An 18,255-nucleotide genomic window follows, 5' to 3' on the forward strand; every position below is an offset into this window, starting at 1 on the left:
CGCTGCGACGGTGGGCGACTGGCATCAACTTGGGAGAACACATGGACTCGTCGTCCGCACTACGCACGGACCATGAAGACGACATTCCACGACATCGACGACTTCCCGCAGCTGCGGACCCTGTGCGGGCAATGGGAGACGATCCGCGACGAATTCCTCCGGCTGCGCGCCCCGGTGATGGCCATGAACCGGCACGGAAAGCGCCATGAGGAGGTCCTGCGCGACCTGGAAGGCTATCTGGCGGCCGGGTACGCGTTCGGCTGGATGGAAGGCTGGGGCCCGGGCGGCGGCAACCCCGATTGGCTGCAGTACGCCCTGGTGGGCTTCGGGGCGCCGGTGCCGCGCGTCGACCCGGTACTTGCGCGGACGATGGCGATGCTGGGCTCGCTGGGCGGCCTCATCAAGGTCGCTGCGTTTGCCCAGCTCAATGCCGGCGCGATGCTGCCGGTCCACACGCATCCGGAGATCGGCGAGGAGCAGCTGCTGCAATTGCACCTGCCGCTGGTGACCGCGACCCACCGCAACTACGCCTATCTGAACGTGGCAGGCGAGTTCCGCCAGTTCGTCAGCGGCCAGCCGCTGATCTTCGACGGCTCGCTGGACCACTTCGTGCTCAACGAGTCGCCGACCGATCGCGTCATCCTCTACATGGAGTTCTCGCGGCGTCTGCGCATGGGCTGAACGCCGGGCCGGCCACGTTCAACGCGCCGCCGTGATCAGGTCGAACTGCTCCCACGGCCCGATCGCCGTGCGGTTCGCGATGAGCGAGGCGGCGCCGGCGTTCTCCGCCGTCACATAGCGGTTGTTGGCGATCGATTGCAGCGTCACCGAGCCATTCGCGTTGCGGATCAGCTTGAACGACTCCCACGGCCCGATCGCGGTCCGGTTGGCGATCAGCGCGGAGCCGCCGCCGTTCTCGGCGCAGACCAGCCGGCCGTTGGCCCGCGCGCGCAGCGCGATGTTGCCGTTGCCGGCGTCCAGCAGGTCGAACTGCTCCCAGCCGCCGATGGCGTCGCGGTTGGCGATCAGCGGCGCGCCGCCGGCGTTCTCGGCGGTCACGTAGCGGTTGTTCACGCGGGCGCGCAGGGTCACGACTTGCGCCGTCGGCGTCGTGGTGCCCACCACCGGCTGGGTCGGGCGCGTCGGCGTCAAGGGCAGCTGGCCCTTCAGCATGCGGCCCCCGTCGTTGGTCAGGCGCAGGTAGTAGTCGGACGAGCAGGCCGTGCCGTCCTCGTCCAGCGCCAGGATGCCGGAGCCGGCCGGCACGAAGGCCGCGGTCTCGGCGGTCTTGGCGATCTGGTTGCCCTCGTTGAACTCGTCGAACATCGAGATGTAGATCCCCTGCGCGCCGACCCGGACCATGTTGTAGAACTGGCGCCACATGAAGTCGCCATGCGCGCGCTGGCGCACGCTCAGGTCGCCGGGCAGCACGCAGGGCTGGTAGTCGATGCCGCGCGCATTGCAGTCGGCCTGGTCGGGGAGGTTGACGTTCTGGTAGAACCAGTCGGACCCTGCGGCGTCGCCGATGCGGCCGACCATCCACGGCGAGATCATGTTCAGCGCGTGATAGACGTCCAGGTAGCCGGCGCGCGAATCGTTCTTGCCTTCGCGCCAGTAGGTCGGCACGCCGCCCATCACGTAGCAACCCTGGCTCTTGAACCAGTTGATGACGTCCAGGCAGGCGGCGGCGGACCAGGGATGGTTGTCGTCGTTGAAGCCGAAGCCCCAGATGCCCACCACCGGCTTGCCGTTCTGCCGCGCATAGGCCGACGAGGCCACCAGCGCCGACATCTTGTTGAGCCAGTCCGCCTTGATCTCGGGCTGCATGTTGCGCCAGCCGCTCACGTCGTACATGACGTAGAACTTGCGGCCGTAGGACTCGGCGGCGCTGCGCACCTTCAGCGCCATGGCGTCGCGGGTCGCGCCTTCACCGCCGTTGGGGTTGAAGCGTTGCAGCGCGGCGGTGTCGCAGCCGTTCTGCTGCATCCAGCGGAAGTGCGTGTCGACGGTGGACTGGTCGTAGGACGAGAACAGCGTCGCCGGCGCGCCGTTGCCGAGCGCGGCGAAGGCGGTGGGGTAGCCGGAGGCGTACTCGCGCATGTCGGGCCACGAGATGATGGCGCGGTTGGTGGGAGAGGGCGTGCGGCTCCAGTCCTGGGCCCAGTGCCACCAGCCGTTGATCGGCGCGCTGTCGCCGGCGCAGGCGAACCAGCCCTGGTAGCCCACGGTGATCTTGCCGACCACGTCGCCGACCGGGCTGGCGGCGATGGCGCTGGACAAGGGCAGCGTGGAAGCGGCGACGCCGGCGGCGGCGGTGCCCAGGAAGGTACGACGGGACAAGGTCACGGGAGTTCTCCAGCAGCGGCGCCGTCAGGGCGTCGAGGTGGAGGCACTGTAGGGACGCGGGACCGGGCGCTGTGTCGAGGTGCGTCGTGCGGGCGCCGATGCGACGCCCCGGTTGCAATGCTTGCAGAGATGCAACGAGGGTTGCGTGGGGCTCTACCTCTTCGGAGGATCCCAGGAGGAGGGTCTCATCAGTTCTGACGATGCCCGCATCGACGCGGCTGCCTAGCATCACCCACGCCGAGCACTGGTGCGCGCGGGCACGATCCGGGAGGCACGACGATGAACGAGATGAAGGAGTCGGAAACGCTTCGACCGGAGGCGGATCTCCTCTCGGACAGACGCAAGGAGATCGATCCCGGCGGCAACGGCGGCACCGGCGGGCAACACCTGGCCCTCGCCATCTCGGGCGGTGGCATCCGCAGTGCCACGTTCGCGCTCGGCGTGCTGGAGGCGCTGGCGAGGATGAAGGTGCCGGCTCCGGTGCCGGGAACGATGCCCGCGCCGCCGGCCGCGCCGACGCCGGGAAGCACGTTCCGGGCCTCGTTCCTGTCCCGGTTCGACTACCTGTCGACCGTGAGCGGCGGCGGTTACGTCGGCGCGTTCCTCTGCAGCCTGTTCCAGCCCGGCCGACTGCGGCCTGCGCCACCGTCGCCGGAGCCCGGTCCGGCACCGGAGGTCGGCTCCTGGTTTCATCGCTTCGTCTCGGCGATGACGAATCGCCGGCCCGAGCGCCGGATCACCGCGCAACAGGCCGCGAAGGCGGCCGACGATGCCGTCGAGGTGCTGCGCTCGGGGGCGCCGGGTCGCATCCGTTCCGACACCGACTACGAAGCGGGCGACGAGATCCTGCGCGCTCCCAAGGCCTGGCTGCGCGAGAACGGGCGCTACCTGATTCCCACGGGCACTGGCGACGCCTTCTACGCGGCGGCCCTCGGCATCCGCAACTGGCTGGCCGTCCATTACGTGATCGGCGTGGTGCTGCTGGCGTTGATGGCGGCCATCGGCGCGGTGAGGATCGCGTTGGCCCTGGCCTGGAACCCGGTGATGGACTGGGAGTTCGACGCGTTGACCGCGGCGCTCGCGTCGCTCGGCGCGGGCGGCTCCCTGATCGGTCGGATCTGGTGGAGCCCCCTGTTCCCGCTGAGCGTCGCGCCGGTCATGCTGGCCGGCGTGCCGCTGGGAATCGCGTTCTGGCTCGTCAGCGAGCGCCTGGACGGGAAGAGCTGGCCCATCAACCGCGCCATGCTGGGCAGCCTGGGCATCGTCGCGTTCCTGGTCGGCATCGCCTTCCTGTCCTTCAGGAACAGCCCGATCGAGAACTTCCGGTTGGCGGAGCCCGACCCGGTGCCGTGGCACCGGCAGTTGCTGCTGCTGGTCATCGCGGCGGAGATCGCGGCAGCCAACGTCGTGTACGTCCTCCTTGCGTGCTGGAACCGCTCCGCGTCCGCGCAGCGCGTCCAGCTGACCCGGATGCTGGCCGCGGTCCTGGTGGCGACGGTGGTGATCGTCGCTCTGGCCGTGATCGACACGCTGGGGCAGACCGTGTACCTGCTGGCCTCGGCGCAGAATCACGCGGGGCCGATCCTGACGCCCGCCGGCCTGGCAGCCGTGCTGGTGTGGCTCGCCCAGCGCGCCGCGTCCAAGGACGGCGGCCTGCCGGGATGGTTGTCCCGGATCCCGTTCCACACGCTCGCGGGCCTCGCCGGCATCCTGATCTTCGTGCTGGTCGGTGCGCTGTGGAGCGTGGGGGTCAACGCGATCGTGTGGGACGGAAAGGCGCCCGACATCGGGCCGCTCTTCCTCGATGACAAGCAACTGACGACGCTGATGTACCTGCTGCTGCTCAGCGGGGTCCTGTCCATCGCCACCGGCCAGTTCGCCGGCTTCATCAACCTCTCGTCGCTGCAGGCCTTCTACAGCTCGCGTCTCACGCGCGCCTACCTGGGCGCCTCGAACGGTCAGCGTTTCAGGACGGCCGACAAGGCCGCGCGCAGCGCCTCGGAACCCTTGGCCGGGGACAACCTGACCCCTTCCGACTACTACGGACGGCGGACCGATGGCGGGAAGAAGGTGCTGACCACGTTCGCGCCGCTGCACCTCATCAATGTGACCGTCAACAAGACGGTGGATCCGGCGGAGCAGCTGGTGCAGCGCGACCGCAAGGGCCAGCCGATGGCGGTGATGCCGCATGGCTTCCAGCTCGACACCCACCCGATCACCCCGTTCCCGAAGCAGACCTGGAAGAACATCGGCGCGAGCGGCCAGATGTCGATCGGCCATTGGATCGGCACCTCGGGCGCCGCCTTCAGCACCGGCATCGGCCGCGGGACCTCGCTGGGCATGTCGTTGCTGATGGGCGCGGCCAACGTGCGGCTCGGCACCTGGTGGGGCTCCGGCCTGGAACGGCAGAACGTGCACGGCATCGGCGACCATCTGCGTCGCGCGGTGGGCGCGCTGTTCCGGACCCAGACCTACCTGTCCTACGAATTCCGCGCCCGATTCTTCGGCACGGCACGCGTGCTGCAGTACCTGTCCGACGGCGGTCACTTCGAGAACACCGGCCTCTACGAACTGCTGCGCCCGGAGCGCCAGGTGCTGCGGATCTTTGCCACCGACAGCGGCGCCGATCCGCTCTACCGGTTCGAGGACCTCGCCAACCTGATGCGGCTGGCGCGGATCGATCTCCAGGTGGAGGTCGACGTGCAGACCGATTTCACGGGCGAGCTGGGGCAGGTCTTCGCCGGGCCGGCCGCGTTCAAGCGCATGGCGCCTTGCGACGACACACCGGCCGTGACGCGTCGCGCGACGCCCACCGCGCTGCTGCTGTGGGCCACCCGCCGGGGCGAGACGATGCCCTGCACGCAGATCATCGTCATCAAGCCCAACGTGCCCTGGGATGCCAACGAGGACGTCCGCCAATACGCCGTCGAGCACGGCACCTTCCCGCAGGAGCCGACGGCGGACCAGTTCTTCGACGAGGCGCAGTGGGAGAGCTACCGCTCGCTGGGCGCCCACCTGGGCGGCAAGGTCTTCAAGCCGGAGATCCTGCGGGCCTTGGACAAGCTGATGCTCGAACGGATGGGGGTGGTCGCGCCGTGTCCGCTGCCTCCCAAGTTGCCATCCCACTGACGTCCCGGCGTTCTGCAGTCCATTTTTCTTTGGGACATTGGCGCTATTGGCTCAGCATTCGAACGTCTCATCCCCCGTCGGCTCCACATGCGGCGTCCCGTTCATGCGCTGCCGCATGCGTGACAGCGACTGATAGACGCGCCACCGCGCGCGGTTCAGGCTGCCCAGCGGGCGATGCGCGGGCAGCGCATGCCAGGGATTGATGGACAGCCGGTGCGCGAAGGCAAGCTGCGCCGGTGAATCGAAGACCTGCTGCGGCAGGCGCAGCGTCGCCACGTGCACCGGGGGCGACAGCGACGCGGGCCATCGCACGCCGGCGCTTTCGATGGGCATGCGTCGCGGGTCGGTCTGCGGCTGCACCATCACGTCGAACAGGACCTCGCCCGCCGACAGCGCCCGCACCATCGCCTCGCGCAGGTAGTTGTCGGACGGTCGGCCCGGCAGGCCGGGCACGCGGCTGACACGCCGCGCGCGCGGCACGAAGGCGTACTGCATCGCGCCGCGTTCGCCGAGCCGATAGGCGGTGCAGCTCCAGTAGGACGTCTCGAAGGGGCTGGTCTGCGTGCGCGACCACAGCGCCTGCATCAGCCCGTTGAGCCATCGCCCGTTCTTCGGCGACGAGAAGAAATACAGCGGCGTGCCCCGCCGGATCAGCGCCTGCAGCCGCGCGTTCTCCAGCACGTCCGGCGTCGTGAACACCGGCGTGCTGATCCCCGTCAGGTCCTGCGTCCAGCGCTCGTCGTCGAGCAGCTTCGGACCCGGCACGCCCATCAGCTTGACGCCGATGCTGAGCACCCCGACATCGTCGATGTCCGGCGGGCTGTCCGGCCCCGGTCCGCCGAATCGCACCCAGGCCGGGAAGCGCCGCGACGGCTCGGCCAGGATGCCGTGGCGCAGCGCCTCGGGGACGTCGTCGCGGACCTCCAGTTCGGCGCGCACGACGCCGTGCGTCTTGGTGTTGCCGGCGCGCTGGCACGGGATGCCGCGGTAGTGCGAGGCGAGGTAGTCGCCCATCGTGGCGACGATCTCGTCGACCGCCTCGGCCTCGAACGGCAGCGGGCGCTCCTCGCCGAGCGCGCCGATGAGCGCCGCCGGCAAGCGCCGCACGATCAAGGCCTGCACCAGGCGCGTCAGCGGCTCGCGCAGCAGCGCGTCCAGCGCGGGACGGATGAACGGATCGATCCGTCGCTCGACGCGCATCAGCGAGACGAATCCGTCGTGCACGCCGCGCTCGATAGGGCCGGCGCGACCGCTGTCGGCACCGACGTCGTGCCGCGGCAGGGCGTCATCCCGTGGTTCCGGCTCCGTGGCCAGGAAGCGCAGCGCACGCACGCCGGGCAGGAAGAAGTAGGCGCCGCCGCGCACGGTCACGAATCGAGGCAGCCCCGTCAGCCGCTCCGCGGGACCGTCGACCCGCGGTATCGAGAACGCGTCGACGGGCTGGCCGTCGACGCGCGGAACGCGCGGCCCGAGCAGCGGGTCGCTCTCGGCGCTCAAGCCGTTGAAGTGCGAGCTCGTGAGCCACGCGCCCTGGACGAACTCGAACTGTCGGCCGATGTTGGCGTTCAGCGCGATGAAGTGCAGACCGCCCTCGTACTTGCGCCCGCGACGCAGCACCCGATGGAAACGCGTCGAAGCGACGAGGTCCAGCGCGCGGGCCTCGGCGTCCAGCCCGATCGTGCGCGTGAAGGTCGTGAACGGGCAGGCCGGACCGCCGGGCAGGTCCGCGTTGCGCGGATTGCTGCGCCGGATGTGCGCGCCGATCGGGCAGTGCAGACCTTCGGGGTCGTCATCGAAGGTGAAGTCCGCCTCGGCGTCGACCGGTGTCGCGGTCAGAGGAACGCCGTCGTGCGTGCGTCCCACCATGCGCTCGGCGTCGTCGGACAAGCGCTGGAACGAACGCACGTCCTGCGCCAGCTGGCGCATCACCAGGTAGCTGCCGTTGCGGCCGAGGTCCGCCATGCCGAACAGCGCATCGCGCGGCAGCAGCCCGCCCGGGTCGCGGCCCGGATTCAGCAGCGGCCGGTCGGACAGCGCGCCGTACTCGTTGGGATAACCGAGCACGAACTCGCCGAGAGACGAGAGCTTGCTGTAGGTCTGTGTCGTCCGGTCGTCGACCGGCCGCTCGCGCCGCCAGTCCAGCAGGGGTTGCGAGAGACCGTCCTTGAAGCCGAACGGTTCTCTCCCATCCGCGTCGATCGCGTCGATGGTGGGAAGCGCCGTCAGCAGCTCGAAGCCCTCGGCCCAGGCCGCGTCGACGCGGGCGCGGAACGCGGCCAGTTCGCCACGCCGCGCGTACAGCATCAGCAGCGCGTGCGGCATGCCGGCGCAATGGCCCCAGGACCAGGTCTTCGGCGCGCTGCCGCCCACATCGCCCAGACGGTCGGACCGGTTCTCCGGCCTGTCCATGCCGACGCGGAACTCCGGCGCGAACTCGTCGATGACCGACTCGCGCACGCCCAAGGCCTGCAGCCCTTGCGCGGTGAAGGCGAGCTGCAAGGCCGGGGCGTCGTGCCGGTTGCCCGGGTCGCGCCGCGCGACGCTCACCTCGACCTGCGACAACCAGCGCCGCGCCGCGGCGGCGTCGCGCACACGCAGCAGCAGGAACACCGCTTCCGGGTGATCGCCATAGCCGCGCATCAGCAGGCCCTGGATGTCGTCGAGATCGACCTCGGGCGCCGCTCCTGAAGTGCCCGACGCGCCGGACTGGCGCGAGGCAGTCGCCGCGGCCGTCACAGGAGTCGCAGCCATGCCATGACCTCCGCGTCGTCCGGCGACCGGGCTTCGAAGCCCAGCCGGACCTGGTGGTTGCGTTCCATGTCGGTCAGCGTCAGGCCGGGGTAGGCCTTGTACCAGACCTGCGTGCGCACCTGGTGGCGGCGCTGGTAGCGCTTGAATCGCTGCTCGTGCCGGCAGCCCTGGAAGAGCAGCCACGCGGTGCGCGGCCAGCCCACGCCGTTGCTGAAGGACAGGTTGAGCCCCCAGCCGACCTTGTTGATGAAGTCGTCCATGTAGGCCTCGTGGCTGCCGTCGTAGTTGCTCGCGAAGGCGACGCGGGTCTTGTCGTCGAGGAAGACCCAGCGCGCGAAATGGATGGTCCGCACCCGGCCCAGGAAGCCGCGGTTGAAGACATGGCGCGCGGCGTAGTCGATCGCCGCCAGGATCGCGATGAGCAGCCAGCGCCGGAAGCGTCCCGGCTTCACCGCGCCGATCGCGCTGAACTGGTTGGTGACGTCCCAGTCCTCGTCCCGCTGCAGCGCCTCCACCGCGGCGTCGTCGGGGCGGGGACAGTACTCGGGGTCGTGGGTCTCGCGCCAGCGCAGCAGCACCAGCACCGGGATCGCGAGGAGCACCGTCAACGGCAGCAGCACGACCGCCAGCAGCACCAGCAGGAGGCCGAGGGCCGCATGCAGGCCCTCGCTCAGTTGCCAGCTGGCCGGCGTGGGCGCTTCAGGCGTCAGGGTCAGGCGTTGCGCCTGCTGCTCCGCGTGGACGTGGTCCAGCAGCGTCTGCCGCACCGCGCGAGCCTGCGCGGCGTCGACCATCGACTCGCGGGGGACGCGGTCGGACAGCGCCTGGTGCAGTTTCTGCTCTTCGCAGATCTGGAGCGCCGTGCGACCCCGGAAGTTGACGTAGAACACGTCGACCGGCCGGTTGTGATCGAGCATCCACGCGAGCAGGTCCGAGCCTGACGGGGGGGCCTCGCAGTGCGAGAACAGCTCGCGCAGCCCCGCGTCCGCGACTTGCGCGATCGCCTCCAGGCAGTCGCGCGCGGTGCCGTCGCAGTCCGCCATGAACAGCAGCGTCGTCGGCAGGCGCGCCGGCCGGCTGACGTCGTGCAAGCGCAGGTCGGCCTGCAGCGCGTCGTCGACGAGCACGAGGCGCGCGAAGTGCAGCGTCTTGATCGCGGCAAAGGGCAGGATGCGGTTGTCGGGATCCGCGACGCCCGGTCGCAGCGTCATCGTGTCGAGCAGCGCCCGCAGGCCCGCCTCGCGTCCGGGCACGACCGGCGCGACCAGCATGATCGGGGACTGCGGGGTCATGGGCCGGGGCTGCGCGTCGACGACGCCCGGCTCAGAACTGCAGGCAGAAGTCGATCAGGCGGTCCTTGCCCCAGTACACCTTGCCGAGATAGAAGCCGGGGCCGATCTGGCGGATCTCGTCGCGGATCCAGTGCGCGAGCAGCGAGGTGTCCGAGTAGTCCAGCACGATGCATTCCTTCTGGTCCAGCCAGCTCGGCCCGCGGTAGACCTTGGCGACGATGGCCTGCAGCCCGAAGGCGAGGATCTTGTTCTTGAGCAGGCCCTTCTCCGCGTCGAAGACCTTGCCCTGCCAGCCGAAGTGGGTCACGAAGTTGGCGATGTTCTCGGTGTACTTCGTGCCGGGCGCGATGATCGCGGTGCCCTGCGCGGGTCCGTCGGGCATGTCGCCGGCGGTACTGTCCATGAAGAGCTTGTCCAGTTCCTGCTGGGACATGGCCAGCAGTTGCGCGACGTCGTAAGCCATGGGGTCACCTCCGTTCGGTCAAGGGTCGGGTCGATGAACAAGGACGGCGGCGTTCAGCCGTCGTCGTCGAGGATGAGTTGCGCGGCCTTCTCGCCGACGATGTAGACGGCGCTCACCAGGAAGAAGCCGGGGATGCGGGGAAAGACCGAGGCATCCGCGACGCGCAGCCCGCGCACGCCGCGCACGCGCAGCCGACTGTCGAGGACGGGCCCGATCGGGCAGGAGCACGACGCGTGATGGCCCCAGGCGGTGTCGCGGACGTAGTCGGCCAGCGCCTGCCGGTCCGTGAGCTGCGCGCCCGGGCGCAGTTCCTCCGTCACGAGGCCGCGCTCCACCAGCGGCGCCGTCAGCGTGCGGATGAACTCGATCGAGCTGACGACGGCGTCGAGGTCCTCGCCGGCCGCATCGCTGCCTTCCTCGAAGTAGTGGAAGTCGATCAGCGGCGGGTCGCGCGGGTCGGCCGAGCGCAGGCGCACCCGGCCGGCCCGGTTGCGGGTGTGGGCCTTCAGGATGGCCCAGGTGAGGCTGTCGTTGCGCTCGCGGATCTGCTGCGAGAAACCCGGGTAGTAGCCCTCGAAGGACGCCGGCAGCGCCATGCAGAAGATGTCGGGCTCCGGCCGCTCCGGTGCCGAGCGGCGCACCACCGCGGCCGCCGCGCCGCTGGTCGCGTACAGGCTGCAGTCGCCCCCGGCCCAGCGCTGCCAGGGCGGATCGCCGCGATCGAATGTCGCGCCGGTCCGCATCGCCCAGGGCTGGCGCAGGCGATGCGTCACCGCGATCTCGTAGCGGTCCTGCAGGTTGGTGCCGACCTCGGGCAGGTCGACGCGGACCTCGATGCCCAGCGCCTCAAGGTCCGCGCGGGGACCGATGCCGGACAGCATCAGCAGCTGCGGCGTGTTGAAGGCGCCTCCGGCGAGCACCACCTCGCGTCGCGCGCGGACGCGTCGGCGCAGGCCAGGCTCCGCGTTCGGCGACGGATGGGCGCGGTACAGGTGACGGCCTTTCAGGTACTCGACGCCTTCGGCGCGCCCGTCGCGGTCGATCAGCACCCGTGTGGCGAGCGCGTCCAGCTCGATGTGCAAGCGGCCGGGAAACGCGCGTGCCGCCTCCAGCAGCCGCTCGCGCGCGCCGGTGCGGCGATGCCGGCGCGTGGACAGCGGCGTGTAGCAGAGGCCCGTGAAGCTGCCGCCGTCGACCGGCCGGGCGTTGGGATCGGCGGCGCCGCGAAGCCAGCGCCACAGGCCGCCGACAGGATCCTTCAGCCCGCGCAGCAGCGCGCGTCCGGTAAGCGCCACCAGGAGGCGAAGCGCGCGATCGCCCAGCGCCTCCGGCGGCAGCGCGCCCTCGACGTGGAGCCAGCCGTCCCACCCGTGGCCGGTGGGATCGAGACCGACCCTGCTCAGCGCCCGCCAGATCGGCCGGTGGCGGCAGGCCTCGACGCGGCGGGCGTGCTGGCGCATCGCCTTGGCATTCCAGGTGTCGTCGCCGGTCAGCTCGGCGATGTGGTCCCAGTCGGCGTCGTGCGGCAGCATGAAGATCATCGCGTTGTGCGTCGTGCAGCCCCCCAGCGCGCCGGCGCGCGGGTAGAGCACGCCTTGTCCCGGCTGGTATTTCCAGTCGCGGGCCTGGCGGGACTCGTCGGCGTAGTGGCGCACGTGAAAGTTCCAGCTGCTCTGCGGGTGCTCGCACGCGAAGGCGTGGAAGCCGGGAACCTCGTAGTCATCGGGCATGCGATCGCCGGGTTCCGACGGCGGATCGCCGCCGGCCTCCAGCACGCAGACGCTCAGGCCCGACTCGACCAGCCGGGCCGCGAGCGTGCCGCCGCCCGCGCCGGAGCCCACGATCACCACGTCCCATTCGCTGTCGTCGGGCAGGTCCATGGAGCTTGGGGGCAGGCGTGCGGTGTCGATGCGGGCGAAGTCCGGGTGTTCCGAGGCGGTGGCTCAGAACGTCTTCAGGAAGGCGATCAGGGCGCGCTTCTCCTCGTCGCTCAGCACGGGCTCGGTGCCGAAGGCCTTCTCGTCGGCGCTCAGGCCGTCCTGCTGATTGAAGAACGCGGTGCCGAAATAGTGCCCGCGATTGACGACCAGGTCGGGGCACTTGCTGAGCTTGAGCATGGGCTCGCGCAGGTTGGCGAAGCGCTTGCGCAACTCCTCGTCGGTCGCGCCGGCGGGGGCGGTCGCGAGGTCCGCCTTGAGCTTGATCGCGAACTCCCCGAGCAGCTTCACATGGGCGGCGCGTTCGTCGAGGTTGTCGCTCTCCGAGCGGATCTTGAGGTTGGCCAGCGCGCCGATCGGCGTGCCCTTCGGGATCGGGCCGAGCACGATGTCGCCGCCGTCGCCGACCAGCCAGGGAAGCCAGCGGTGCGCCCAGCCGCGCAGCGGCGAGAGGCTCTCCGGCACGAAGCCGACGGGGATGGTCACCTGGCTGCGCGCATCGGTGCGGTCGATGGTGCCGTGGACCTTGGCGCCGAAGAGCTCGTCCTGCTGCCGGCGCTCGGGCCAGAGCATCTGCTCGATCGACGCGTTGAACACCTTCATGCGTCCCTCGACCGACGGATCGGTGCTGAACGGCCCGACGGTGTTGTTGAGCAGGAAGGGCGCGGTGGACCAGGCGCTGATCAGCGACGGCACCCGCGTGTACCCGCGGCCGCCGGCCGGCATCGCGTAGGGCAGGGGCTCGCCGGTGAACGGGTCGGACAGTGTCAGCGTGCCGACCGAGGGCAGCTTCTTGTAGGCCTGGGACGAGAAGTTGTCCCAGATGTTGCCGGCCAGCGCGTTCGTCGCCAGCGGGCTGCAGGCGTTGGTGCGCAGCAGCGTGACGGGCACGCGGGCCTCGGTGGACAGATAGTTGCCGTCGAGGAAGTCGCTCGCCTGGACGAGCTCGCGCATGCGCGCCTTGAAGTCGTCGCCCTGGGTCCATGTCCACCAGCGCTTGTAGCAGTCGAGGTAGCCGGCGCCGGCGCATCGGGCGGGGTCCAGTCCCAGCGTCGGCGGCGGCTCGGGCGCCTTGCTCGAGTGGCAGCGGGCGCAGGTGTCGGCGAAGACGATCTTGCCGCGCGCCAGCGTCGCATCGTCGGCCGCCAGGTGCGCGGCGCCGCCGGGGGCGTCCTTCAGGTGGTCCGGACGCGCCGCCTTCAGGAAGAAGAGGGCGGTGTTGACGTTGCCCCGTTCGGTCGCGTTCCAGTAGGACGAATTCTTCTGCGCGTCGGCGATCCTGATCGGCGTGATGTCCTTGCCGCCGACCACCGGGTTGAAGTGCAGCAGCCATTCCTCGCTGAACAGCCCGATGTTGAGGTAGACGCGGTTGAGCGCGCCCAGCAGGCCGACCGAATCGGCGCCGTCCTTGAGCACGTGCGGCGTCTTGACGATCTTGGTGTCCTTGTCGAAGTACTCCGCCAGCGGACCGTCCTTGACGTAGTCGTTGAACTGCTTGTTGTCGAGTTCTCCGCCGGCCAGCGGCTCGTGCCACAGCTTCTTGGCGGTGCCCATGCGGGCGACGAAGTCATAGACCGCGTTCATCGTGCGCGGGTTGTTGATGCTGTCGGTCGAGACCAGCGAGGTGTCCATGGAGCCGGGCCGGTAGGTGTGGGCCAGCTGGTACATGAAGTTGGCGCGGCCCTCGGGCTTGTCGGCGTTGAAGATGAAGAGCCGGTCCACCCACATGTACTGCGCGCCGACCGAGGAGCTGAGGTTGGGGAAGCGCGGATGGGACGGGTCGGCGGGCGGGTTCACCGGGCTCGGGCCGACATGGCAGAAGCCGCAGGACATGCCGACGCGGTAGGGCCGCACGAGGTCCTTGCGGTTGTAGTAGGACGGGTCGGTGTAGTAGCGCTGGGCGTCCCAGGCCTTGGCGGCCTTCTCGTCGAAAGCCGGGTTGGGGAACAGGCGCAGGCCCATGATGCCGGTGGCGTAGCCGTAGAAGGAGCCGACCGGCAGGCCGTTCTTGCCGCGCCCGCCGAGGGCGACCCCGGGGTACTTGGTCTCGTTCTCGAACGGGTCCGCGGCGCAGTCGGTGCGACGCACGTCCAGCCACAGGCCGAAGCGCTTCGGATCGGCGGCGGCCGCGGGGTCGAAGCAGGGCTCGTTGACGAGGCCGAGTCGAGGCCAGCGGTTCTCGCGGTTGTAGCCGAGGCTGGGATGGGAGCTGACGATCTTCAGCAGGTCGAAGGCGCCGAAGGTGTAGTCGGTCATCCTGTCCCAGAAGCGGTCGTTGCCGCCGCTCCAGACCAGCCACATGTTGCGGCCCTGGATCTCCTTGGCGTCGAGCGCGAGGCCGCCGTCCATCTCCTTGAAGTAGTCCTCGTCGGCGTGGCTGAAGGACGCGGCGTCGCGGCCGGCCTGGCGGGCCTCGTCGGTGACCTCGCCGGGGCCGGGTCCCTTGCCGCAGGATGTGAACAGCGCGAAGGCGGCGGCGGCCAGCAGCGCCGAGGTCGGCACGCGGCGCGCGGAACGCGAGATGGAACGGATCATGACGGCCTCCCAGCTGTGTGGGGCCGGTCGGCGTTTCGCCTCCGTCCCCAGCCCGGTCACGGGTGCGACGCGGGCGTTTGGCGGGGACGATGGACCGTCAGACTGGCAGCGTCATCATCACAAAGGAGGAGGAAGGACTTGCAGTGCGGAACGCGGCGACAAGAGGGGACGAGTCCCTAGATTGAAGGTTGCGTCCGCATGAAAACCTGATGCGCAACGAGGGTTGCGCGAGGCCTTGCCGCCCCGGTCTGCCCGGACTGCAGGGCGGGCAGGAGGACGCGAAGGGCAACAAGTGGCCCCGGCCCCAGGGGACGCTCCCTCCGACCCAGGTTCACTCGAACACAGGCCGGAAGAACGTGCGCTCATAGCTGAGGATGCAGCGCGTCTCCTCGGCGTAGCGGAAGGCCGCCTGGCATTCCGGATCGTCGAAGGACTTGATCCGGTACTCCTCGTACGCGGCGAGCGACGGGAAGGAAAAGGACGCGAGCGCGATGTTGTTCGCGCCCTCCGAGGGCAGCAGATAACCGTGGTGCACCCCGCCGAACTTGCGCACGAGCGGGATCCACAGCTTGCCGTAGTGCTCGAACTCCTTGAGCTTGTAGGGATCGAGGACGTAGCGGAGGTGGCAGGTGATCATGGGCGGATTGTGACCGCGCTCGGCGGGGACCGCCGCCTTCAGGCGGTGGCCACCGGCACCACGTCCCGCCGGGGCGCCAGCGCCCAGACACTGTTCGCCGGCCCGTTGAGCCCGCGCCTCAGCGTCGCCCCCGCCATCCGCGCGAACGCCCCGGCCAGCAGCACGGCCATCAGGTCCACGAAGAGCCGGTGCGAATGACCGTCCAGCAGCGCCGCCAACGGCGAGACGCCCGTCGCCACCCACGCCGCGGCCGGAATGGCCGCGGTCAGCACCGCGCAGAGCCACAGCAGCTCGTGCCCCGCCCGCGCCGGCGCGCGAAGGAAGGCCCAGGCCATGCTCGCGAAGAAGACGCCGAAGTAGACCGGCCGGTCCCACTGGTCCCGCAACAGCGCGCCGGACAGGAACAGCGCGGACACCCCCGCGATGCAGCCCAGGCAGACGCCGAGCGTCAACTTCGCCATGAGCCGCGGACCGCGCGCCTGCTCCGTCTGCTGATGGCGGCGACGCGACTCGATGTACAGCAGGTTGCCGCTGTAGAAGAGGAAGGCCCCCGCCAGCCCCAGCACGAAGTACAGCCACTTCAGCAGCGTGTCGCCGAAGTTGCCGTAGTGCAGCGAGGTCAGCCCGTTCAGGAAGCGCTTGCCCGGGGTGTAGGTGCTCGGTTGATCCACGCCGAGCACCTCGCCCGTGGCGCCGTTCAAGGCCACGGCCACGCGGCGGCTGAGGCTCTTCTGGTCCACCAGGCCCACCAGCGTGACCTGCGCGTTGGCGTCGCCCGGGTCGTGGAACGACACCTCGTCGGGCTGGAAGCCCGGCACCTGCGCCTGACCGCGACGCAGCAGCTCGGTCAGCGGGAGCAGGGGACGCGGGGACTCTTCCGCCTCCACGTGCGCCGCCACCTGCAGATCGGGCTTGATGATCTTCAGCAGCTTGCCTTCGAACACGAAGAACTGGAACGGCGCCAGCATCAGGTAACCGATCGCGAGCACCGCGCCGCTCCAGGCGAAGATCACATGGAAGGGCAGCGACAGCAGGCCGATCACGTTGTGCGCGTCCTGCCACAGGCGCTTGAGGTTGCGTCCGGCACGCAGGGCGAAGAGGTCCTTCAACAACAGCGGCGCGTGGATGACGATGCCGCTGACCAGGGCCAGCCCATAGAGCACGCAGGCGACGCCGAAGAGGTAGGTGCCCCACGGCGCGGGCAGTCCGGCCGTGTAGTGCAACTGGTAGATCAGCTGGATGAAGCCGCCATGCGCGGCCGCCGGGGTCAGGACTTGCCCGGACTCGTCGAGCACATAACGGCGGTGCTCGGAGTAGTTCTCGTTGTACCAGTCCAGCTCGGGGTTGGCCGGCTCCAGCTGCAGCTTCAGGTTGTGCGAATGCGGATGCGCGAGCTGCACCTTGTCGAGCAGCACCTGCGCGCGGGCGAGCTTGTCGGCCTCGTTCACCTCGCCCGAGGGGCGGCGCCAGCCGTCGAGTTCGTGCGTGAACACCGTGATCGCGCCCGCGTAGAACGCGATGAACAGGAGCAGTCCGGCCGCCAGGCCCACCCAGGTGTGCAGCGCCAGGAAGCTGCGCAGGGTGGCGGGATTGAGCTTCATCTTCATCATGCGACGACCTGGATCCAGCCCAGCAGCTTGAGCCCGTGCAGCAGCGCGTAGCCGAGCACCGTGAGTCCCCCAGCCATGCCCAGGCGCGGCGACCGCTGCGCGCGGCGAAGGCGGCCGACATCACGCCGATCCAGAGCGGGAACGACATCAGCAGCCAGGGCAGGGTGATGACCTGGGAACGGCCGGGCCAGCTCAGGGTGACGAGGCCGATCACGGCGGCCGTCAACGGCAGGCCCAGCAGCGCGGCGGCGAGCGATTTACCCCACATGACGCGCCTCGCCGTCCTTGCGCCGCGCCAGCCAGGCGTTGAGCCCGGCGTTGACATACGGCAGGGCCACGGCGGCCAGCATGAAGGCCGTGAGCATCGCGAAACCGCCGCCCCAGACGCCCAGCGCGCGCCAAGCCGCGCCCCAGGCCAGGGCCAGCAGCAGCCAGCCCGCCGTGCGCAGACGTCCCGGGCGGGCCACCGCGCGCAGGCTCTGATGCCGGCTTCCCAGATAGAAGGCGATCGCCGCGGCGACCGCCAGCGCGAGGTAGAGCAGAGACATCGGGCGAGGTCGTGCGAATGTTGAAGCGGCGCAGTGTAAATGCAAGCAATTCGCAAATGCGAGGAATTCTCGACTGCGCGGTAAGGATGGCGGTGCTTCAGGCTCGGGGCTCGGCGACCGACGTGTGCACCTGGTCGCCCGTCACGCGGGCCTGCACGAGCAGCTCATGGACCCGCCCGTCGAGCGGGCCGTCCGGCGTCGGGCGGAATCGCAGGCTGAGCGGCGCGGAGCCGTCCTCACGGTTCCCGCTGACGTCGATCCACTCCATCTCGTCGAATTCGACGAAGCGCTTCACGAGTGGATGGATGGCCTTGTAGACGCTCTCCTTGGCCGAGAAGAGCAGCGTGGCCCGCAGCCGGTCCGCGCCCGCCGGGAACCACCTCGCACGCTCACGCGGGGTGCAGCAGAGCGCGACGATGTCGCGGCTGCCGTTCTCGTCGACGATGCATTCGCTGTCGATTCCCACCCGCAGCCACTCGGCGCTGGCGGCGACCGCTGCCCAGGCGCCATCGCGCGTGTGGGCGATCGAGCCGACGACGCCGTCCGGCCAGCGCGGTGCGCCGCCGTCGCCGGTGCCGATCGCCTCGCACCGGCCCGAGCGGGCGAGCAGGGCCGTCTCCGCGCACAGCCGGCCACCGAGGTAGCCGAGCCGGCGCGAGCGGCTGGACCGCCTGATCGCCGGCGGCAGGCCGTCCAGGGTCAGGTCTTGCGTCAGCCGGTCCAGCTCCTGCAGATCGATCCCGCGTCCGACGACTTCCGCCGGCAGCACATGCGGCGCAGGGGCCATCAGGCGCTCGATGTCCCGCAGGCGCGCCGGGGCCAGGCGGTGCAGCCAATCGCGCACCGGCACGGCGTTCTCGGTCTGGCACGTGTTGTCGCCAACTGTTGCGATATGAAGCGTTGGTGTCATGCCCCTGATCGGTCGGCGGGATAGCGGGAATCGTCCCGCGATGACGGTAGAGTCGCGCCTTGTTGAGAATCATTATCATTCAAGTGGCCACGAAGTC

At 69.7% G+C, this 18,255-nt stretch carries 12 protein-coding genes; 2 read left to right on the forward strand and 10 right to left on the reverse strand.

The window, feature by feature from the left end; translation table 11 throughout:
- Window positions 1-72: 72 nt before the first annotated feature.
- Window positions 73-681, forward strand: coding sequence for an aspartyl/asparaginyl beta-hydroxylase domain-containing protein (locus tag AC1VNM_RS07280; RefSeq protein ID WP_483106390.1), 609 nt, complete (start codon window positions 73-75; stop codon window positions 679-681).
- Window positions 682-699: 18 nt separating this feature from the next.
- Here the strand turns inward: AC1VNM_RS07280 and AC1VNM_RS07285 are convergent, their stop codons facing one another.
- Window positions 700-2,346, reverse strand: coding sequence for a lectin (locus AC1VNM_RS07285; protein ID WP_483106391.1), 1,647 nt, complete (start codon window positions 2,344-2,346; stop codon window positions 700-702).
- A 279-nt stretch (window positions 2,347-2,625) separates the two neighbouring features.
- On the opposite strand from AC1VNM_RS07285, the gene AC1VNM_RS07290 reads away from it, so the two are divergent.
- Window positions 2,626-5,475 carry a hypothetical protein gene (locus AC1VNM_RS07290; RefSeq protein WP_483106392.1) on the forward strand — a complete coding sequence of 950 codons (2,850 nt, stop codon included), beginning with the start codon at window positions 2,626-2,628 and terminating at the stop codon, window positions 5,473-5,475.
- 51 nt (window positions 5,476-5,526) lie between these two features.
- Here AC1VNM_RS07290 and AC1VNM_RS07295 read toward each other — a convergent pair whose 3' ends face one another.
- From AC1VNM_RS07295 to AC1VNM_RS07335, 9 genes are all read right to left on the reverse strand, one after another.
- A complete protein-coding gene (locus AC1VNM_RS07295; RefSeq protein WP_483106393.1) occupies window positions 5,527-8,226 on the reverse strand; it encodes a hypothetical protein in 2,700 nt (899 codons plus the stop codon).
- Window positions 8,208-9,518: a hypothetical protein gene (locus AC1VNM_RS07300; protein WP_483106394.1), complete on the reverse strand. Its 1,311-nt coding sequence runs from the start codon at window positions 9,516-9,518 to the stop codon at window positions 8,208-8,210. Before AC1VNM_RS07300 ends, AC1VNM_RS07295 begins: the two co-directional genes overlap by 19 nt.
- 31 nt (window positions 9,519-9,549) lie before the next feature.
- Complete coding sequence (locus AC1VNM_RS07305; RefSeq protein WP_377155088.1) at window positions 9,550-9,981, reverse strand: hypothetical protein; 432 nt, start codon at window positions 9,979-9,981, stop codon at window positions 9,550-9,552.
- 53 nt (window positions 9,982-10,034) lie between these two features.
- Window positions 10,035-11,861, reverse strand: a complete 1,827-nt coding sequence (locus AC1VNM_RS07310; RefSeq protein WP_483106395.1) for a GMC family oxidoreductase — start codon at window positions 11,859-11,861, stop codon at window positions 10,035-10,037.
- A gap of 63 nt (window positions 11,862-11,924) precedes the next feature.
- A complete protein-coding gene (locus AC1VNM_RS07315; protein WP_483106396.1) occupies window positions 11,925-14,453 on the reverse strand; it encodes a hypothetical protein in 2,529 nt (842 codons plus the stop codon).
- Window positions 14,454-14,784: 331 nt separating this feature from the next.
- Complete coding sequence (locus AC1VNM_RS07320; RefSeq protein ID WP_483106397.1) at window positions 14,785-15,090, reverse strand: NIPSNAP family protein; 306 nt, start codon at window positions 15,088-15,090, stop codon at window positions 14,785-14,787.
- A 38-nt stretch (window positions 15,091-15,128) separates the two neighbouring features.
- A complete protein-coding gene (locus AC1VNM_RS07325) occupies window positions 15,129-16,691 on the reverse strand; it encodes a PepSY-associated TM helix domain-containing protein (RefSeq protein ID WP_483106398.1) in 1,563 nt (520 codons plus the stop codon).
- A gap of 266 nt (window positions 16,692-16,957) precedes the next feature.
- Window positions 16,958-17,248: a hypothetical protein gene (locus AC1VNM_RS07330; protein WP_483106399.1), complete on the reverse strand. Its 291-nt coding sequence runs from the start codon at window positions 17,246-17,248 to the stop codon at window positions 16,958-16,960.
- Between the two features lie 97 nt (window positions 17,249-17,345).
- Window positions 17,346-18,158, reverse strand: a complete 813-nt coding sequence (locus AC1VNM_RS07335) for a 4'-phosphopantetheinyl transferase family protein (protein WP_483106400.1) — start codon at window positions 18,156-18,158, stop codon at window positions 17,346-17,348.
- Window positions 18,159-18,255: the final 97 nt, after the last annotated feature.

The organism is Mitsuaria sp. MSU3D, assembly GCF_056867975.1.

Bases quoted from the DNA above. Each gene is read 5' to 3' on its own strand.
- AC1VNM_RS07320 (WP_483106397.1), bottom strand. From the start codon at position 15,090: ATGATCACCTGCCACCTCCGCTACGTCCTCGATCCCTACAAGCTCAAG.
- AC1VNM_RS07290 (WP_483106392.1), top strand. From the start codon at position 2,626: ATGAACGAGATGAAGGAGTCGGAAACGCTTCGACCGGAGGCGGATCTC.
- AC1VNM_RS07305 (WP_377155088.1), bottom strand. From the start codon at position 9,981: ATGGCTTACGACGTCGCGCAACTGCTGGCCATGTCCCAGCAGGAACTG.
- AC1VNM_RS07310 (WP_483106395.1), bottom strand. From the start codon at position 11,861: ATGGACCTGCCCGACGACAGCGAATGGGACGTGGTGATCGTGGGCTCC.
- AC1VNM_RS07330 (WP_483106399.1), bottom strand. From the start codon at position 17,248: ATGTCTCTGCTCTACCTCGCGCTGGCGGTCGCCGCGGCGATCGCCTTC.
- AC1VNM_RS07280 (WP_483106390.1), top strand. From the start codon at position 73: ATGAAGACGACATTCCACGACATCGACGACTTCCCGCAGCTGCGGACC.
- AC1VNM_RS07315 (WP_483106396.1), bottom strand. From the start codon at position 14,453: ATGATCCGTTCCATCTCGCGTTCCGCGCGCCGCGTGCCGACCTCGGCG.
- AC1VNM_RS07325 (WP_483106398.1), bottom strand. From the start codon at position 16,691: ATGAAGCTCAATCCCGCCACCCTGCGCAGCTTCCTGGCGCTGCACACC.
- AC1VNM_RS07335 (WP_483106400.1), bottom strand. From the start codon at position 18,158: ATGACACCAACGCTTCATATCGCAACAGTTGGCGACAACACGTGCCAG.
- AC1VNM_RS07295 (WP_483106393.1), bottom strand. From the start codon at position 8,226: ATGGCTGCGACTCCTGTGACGGCCGCGGCGACTGCCTCGCGCCAGTCC.
- AC1VNM_RS07300 (WP_483106394.1), bottom strand. From the start codon at position 9,518: ATGACCCCGCAGTCCCCGATCATGCTGGTCGCGCCGGTCGTGCCCGGA.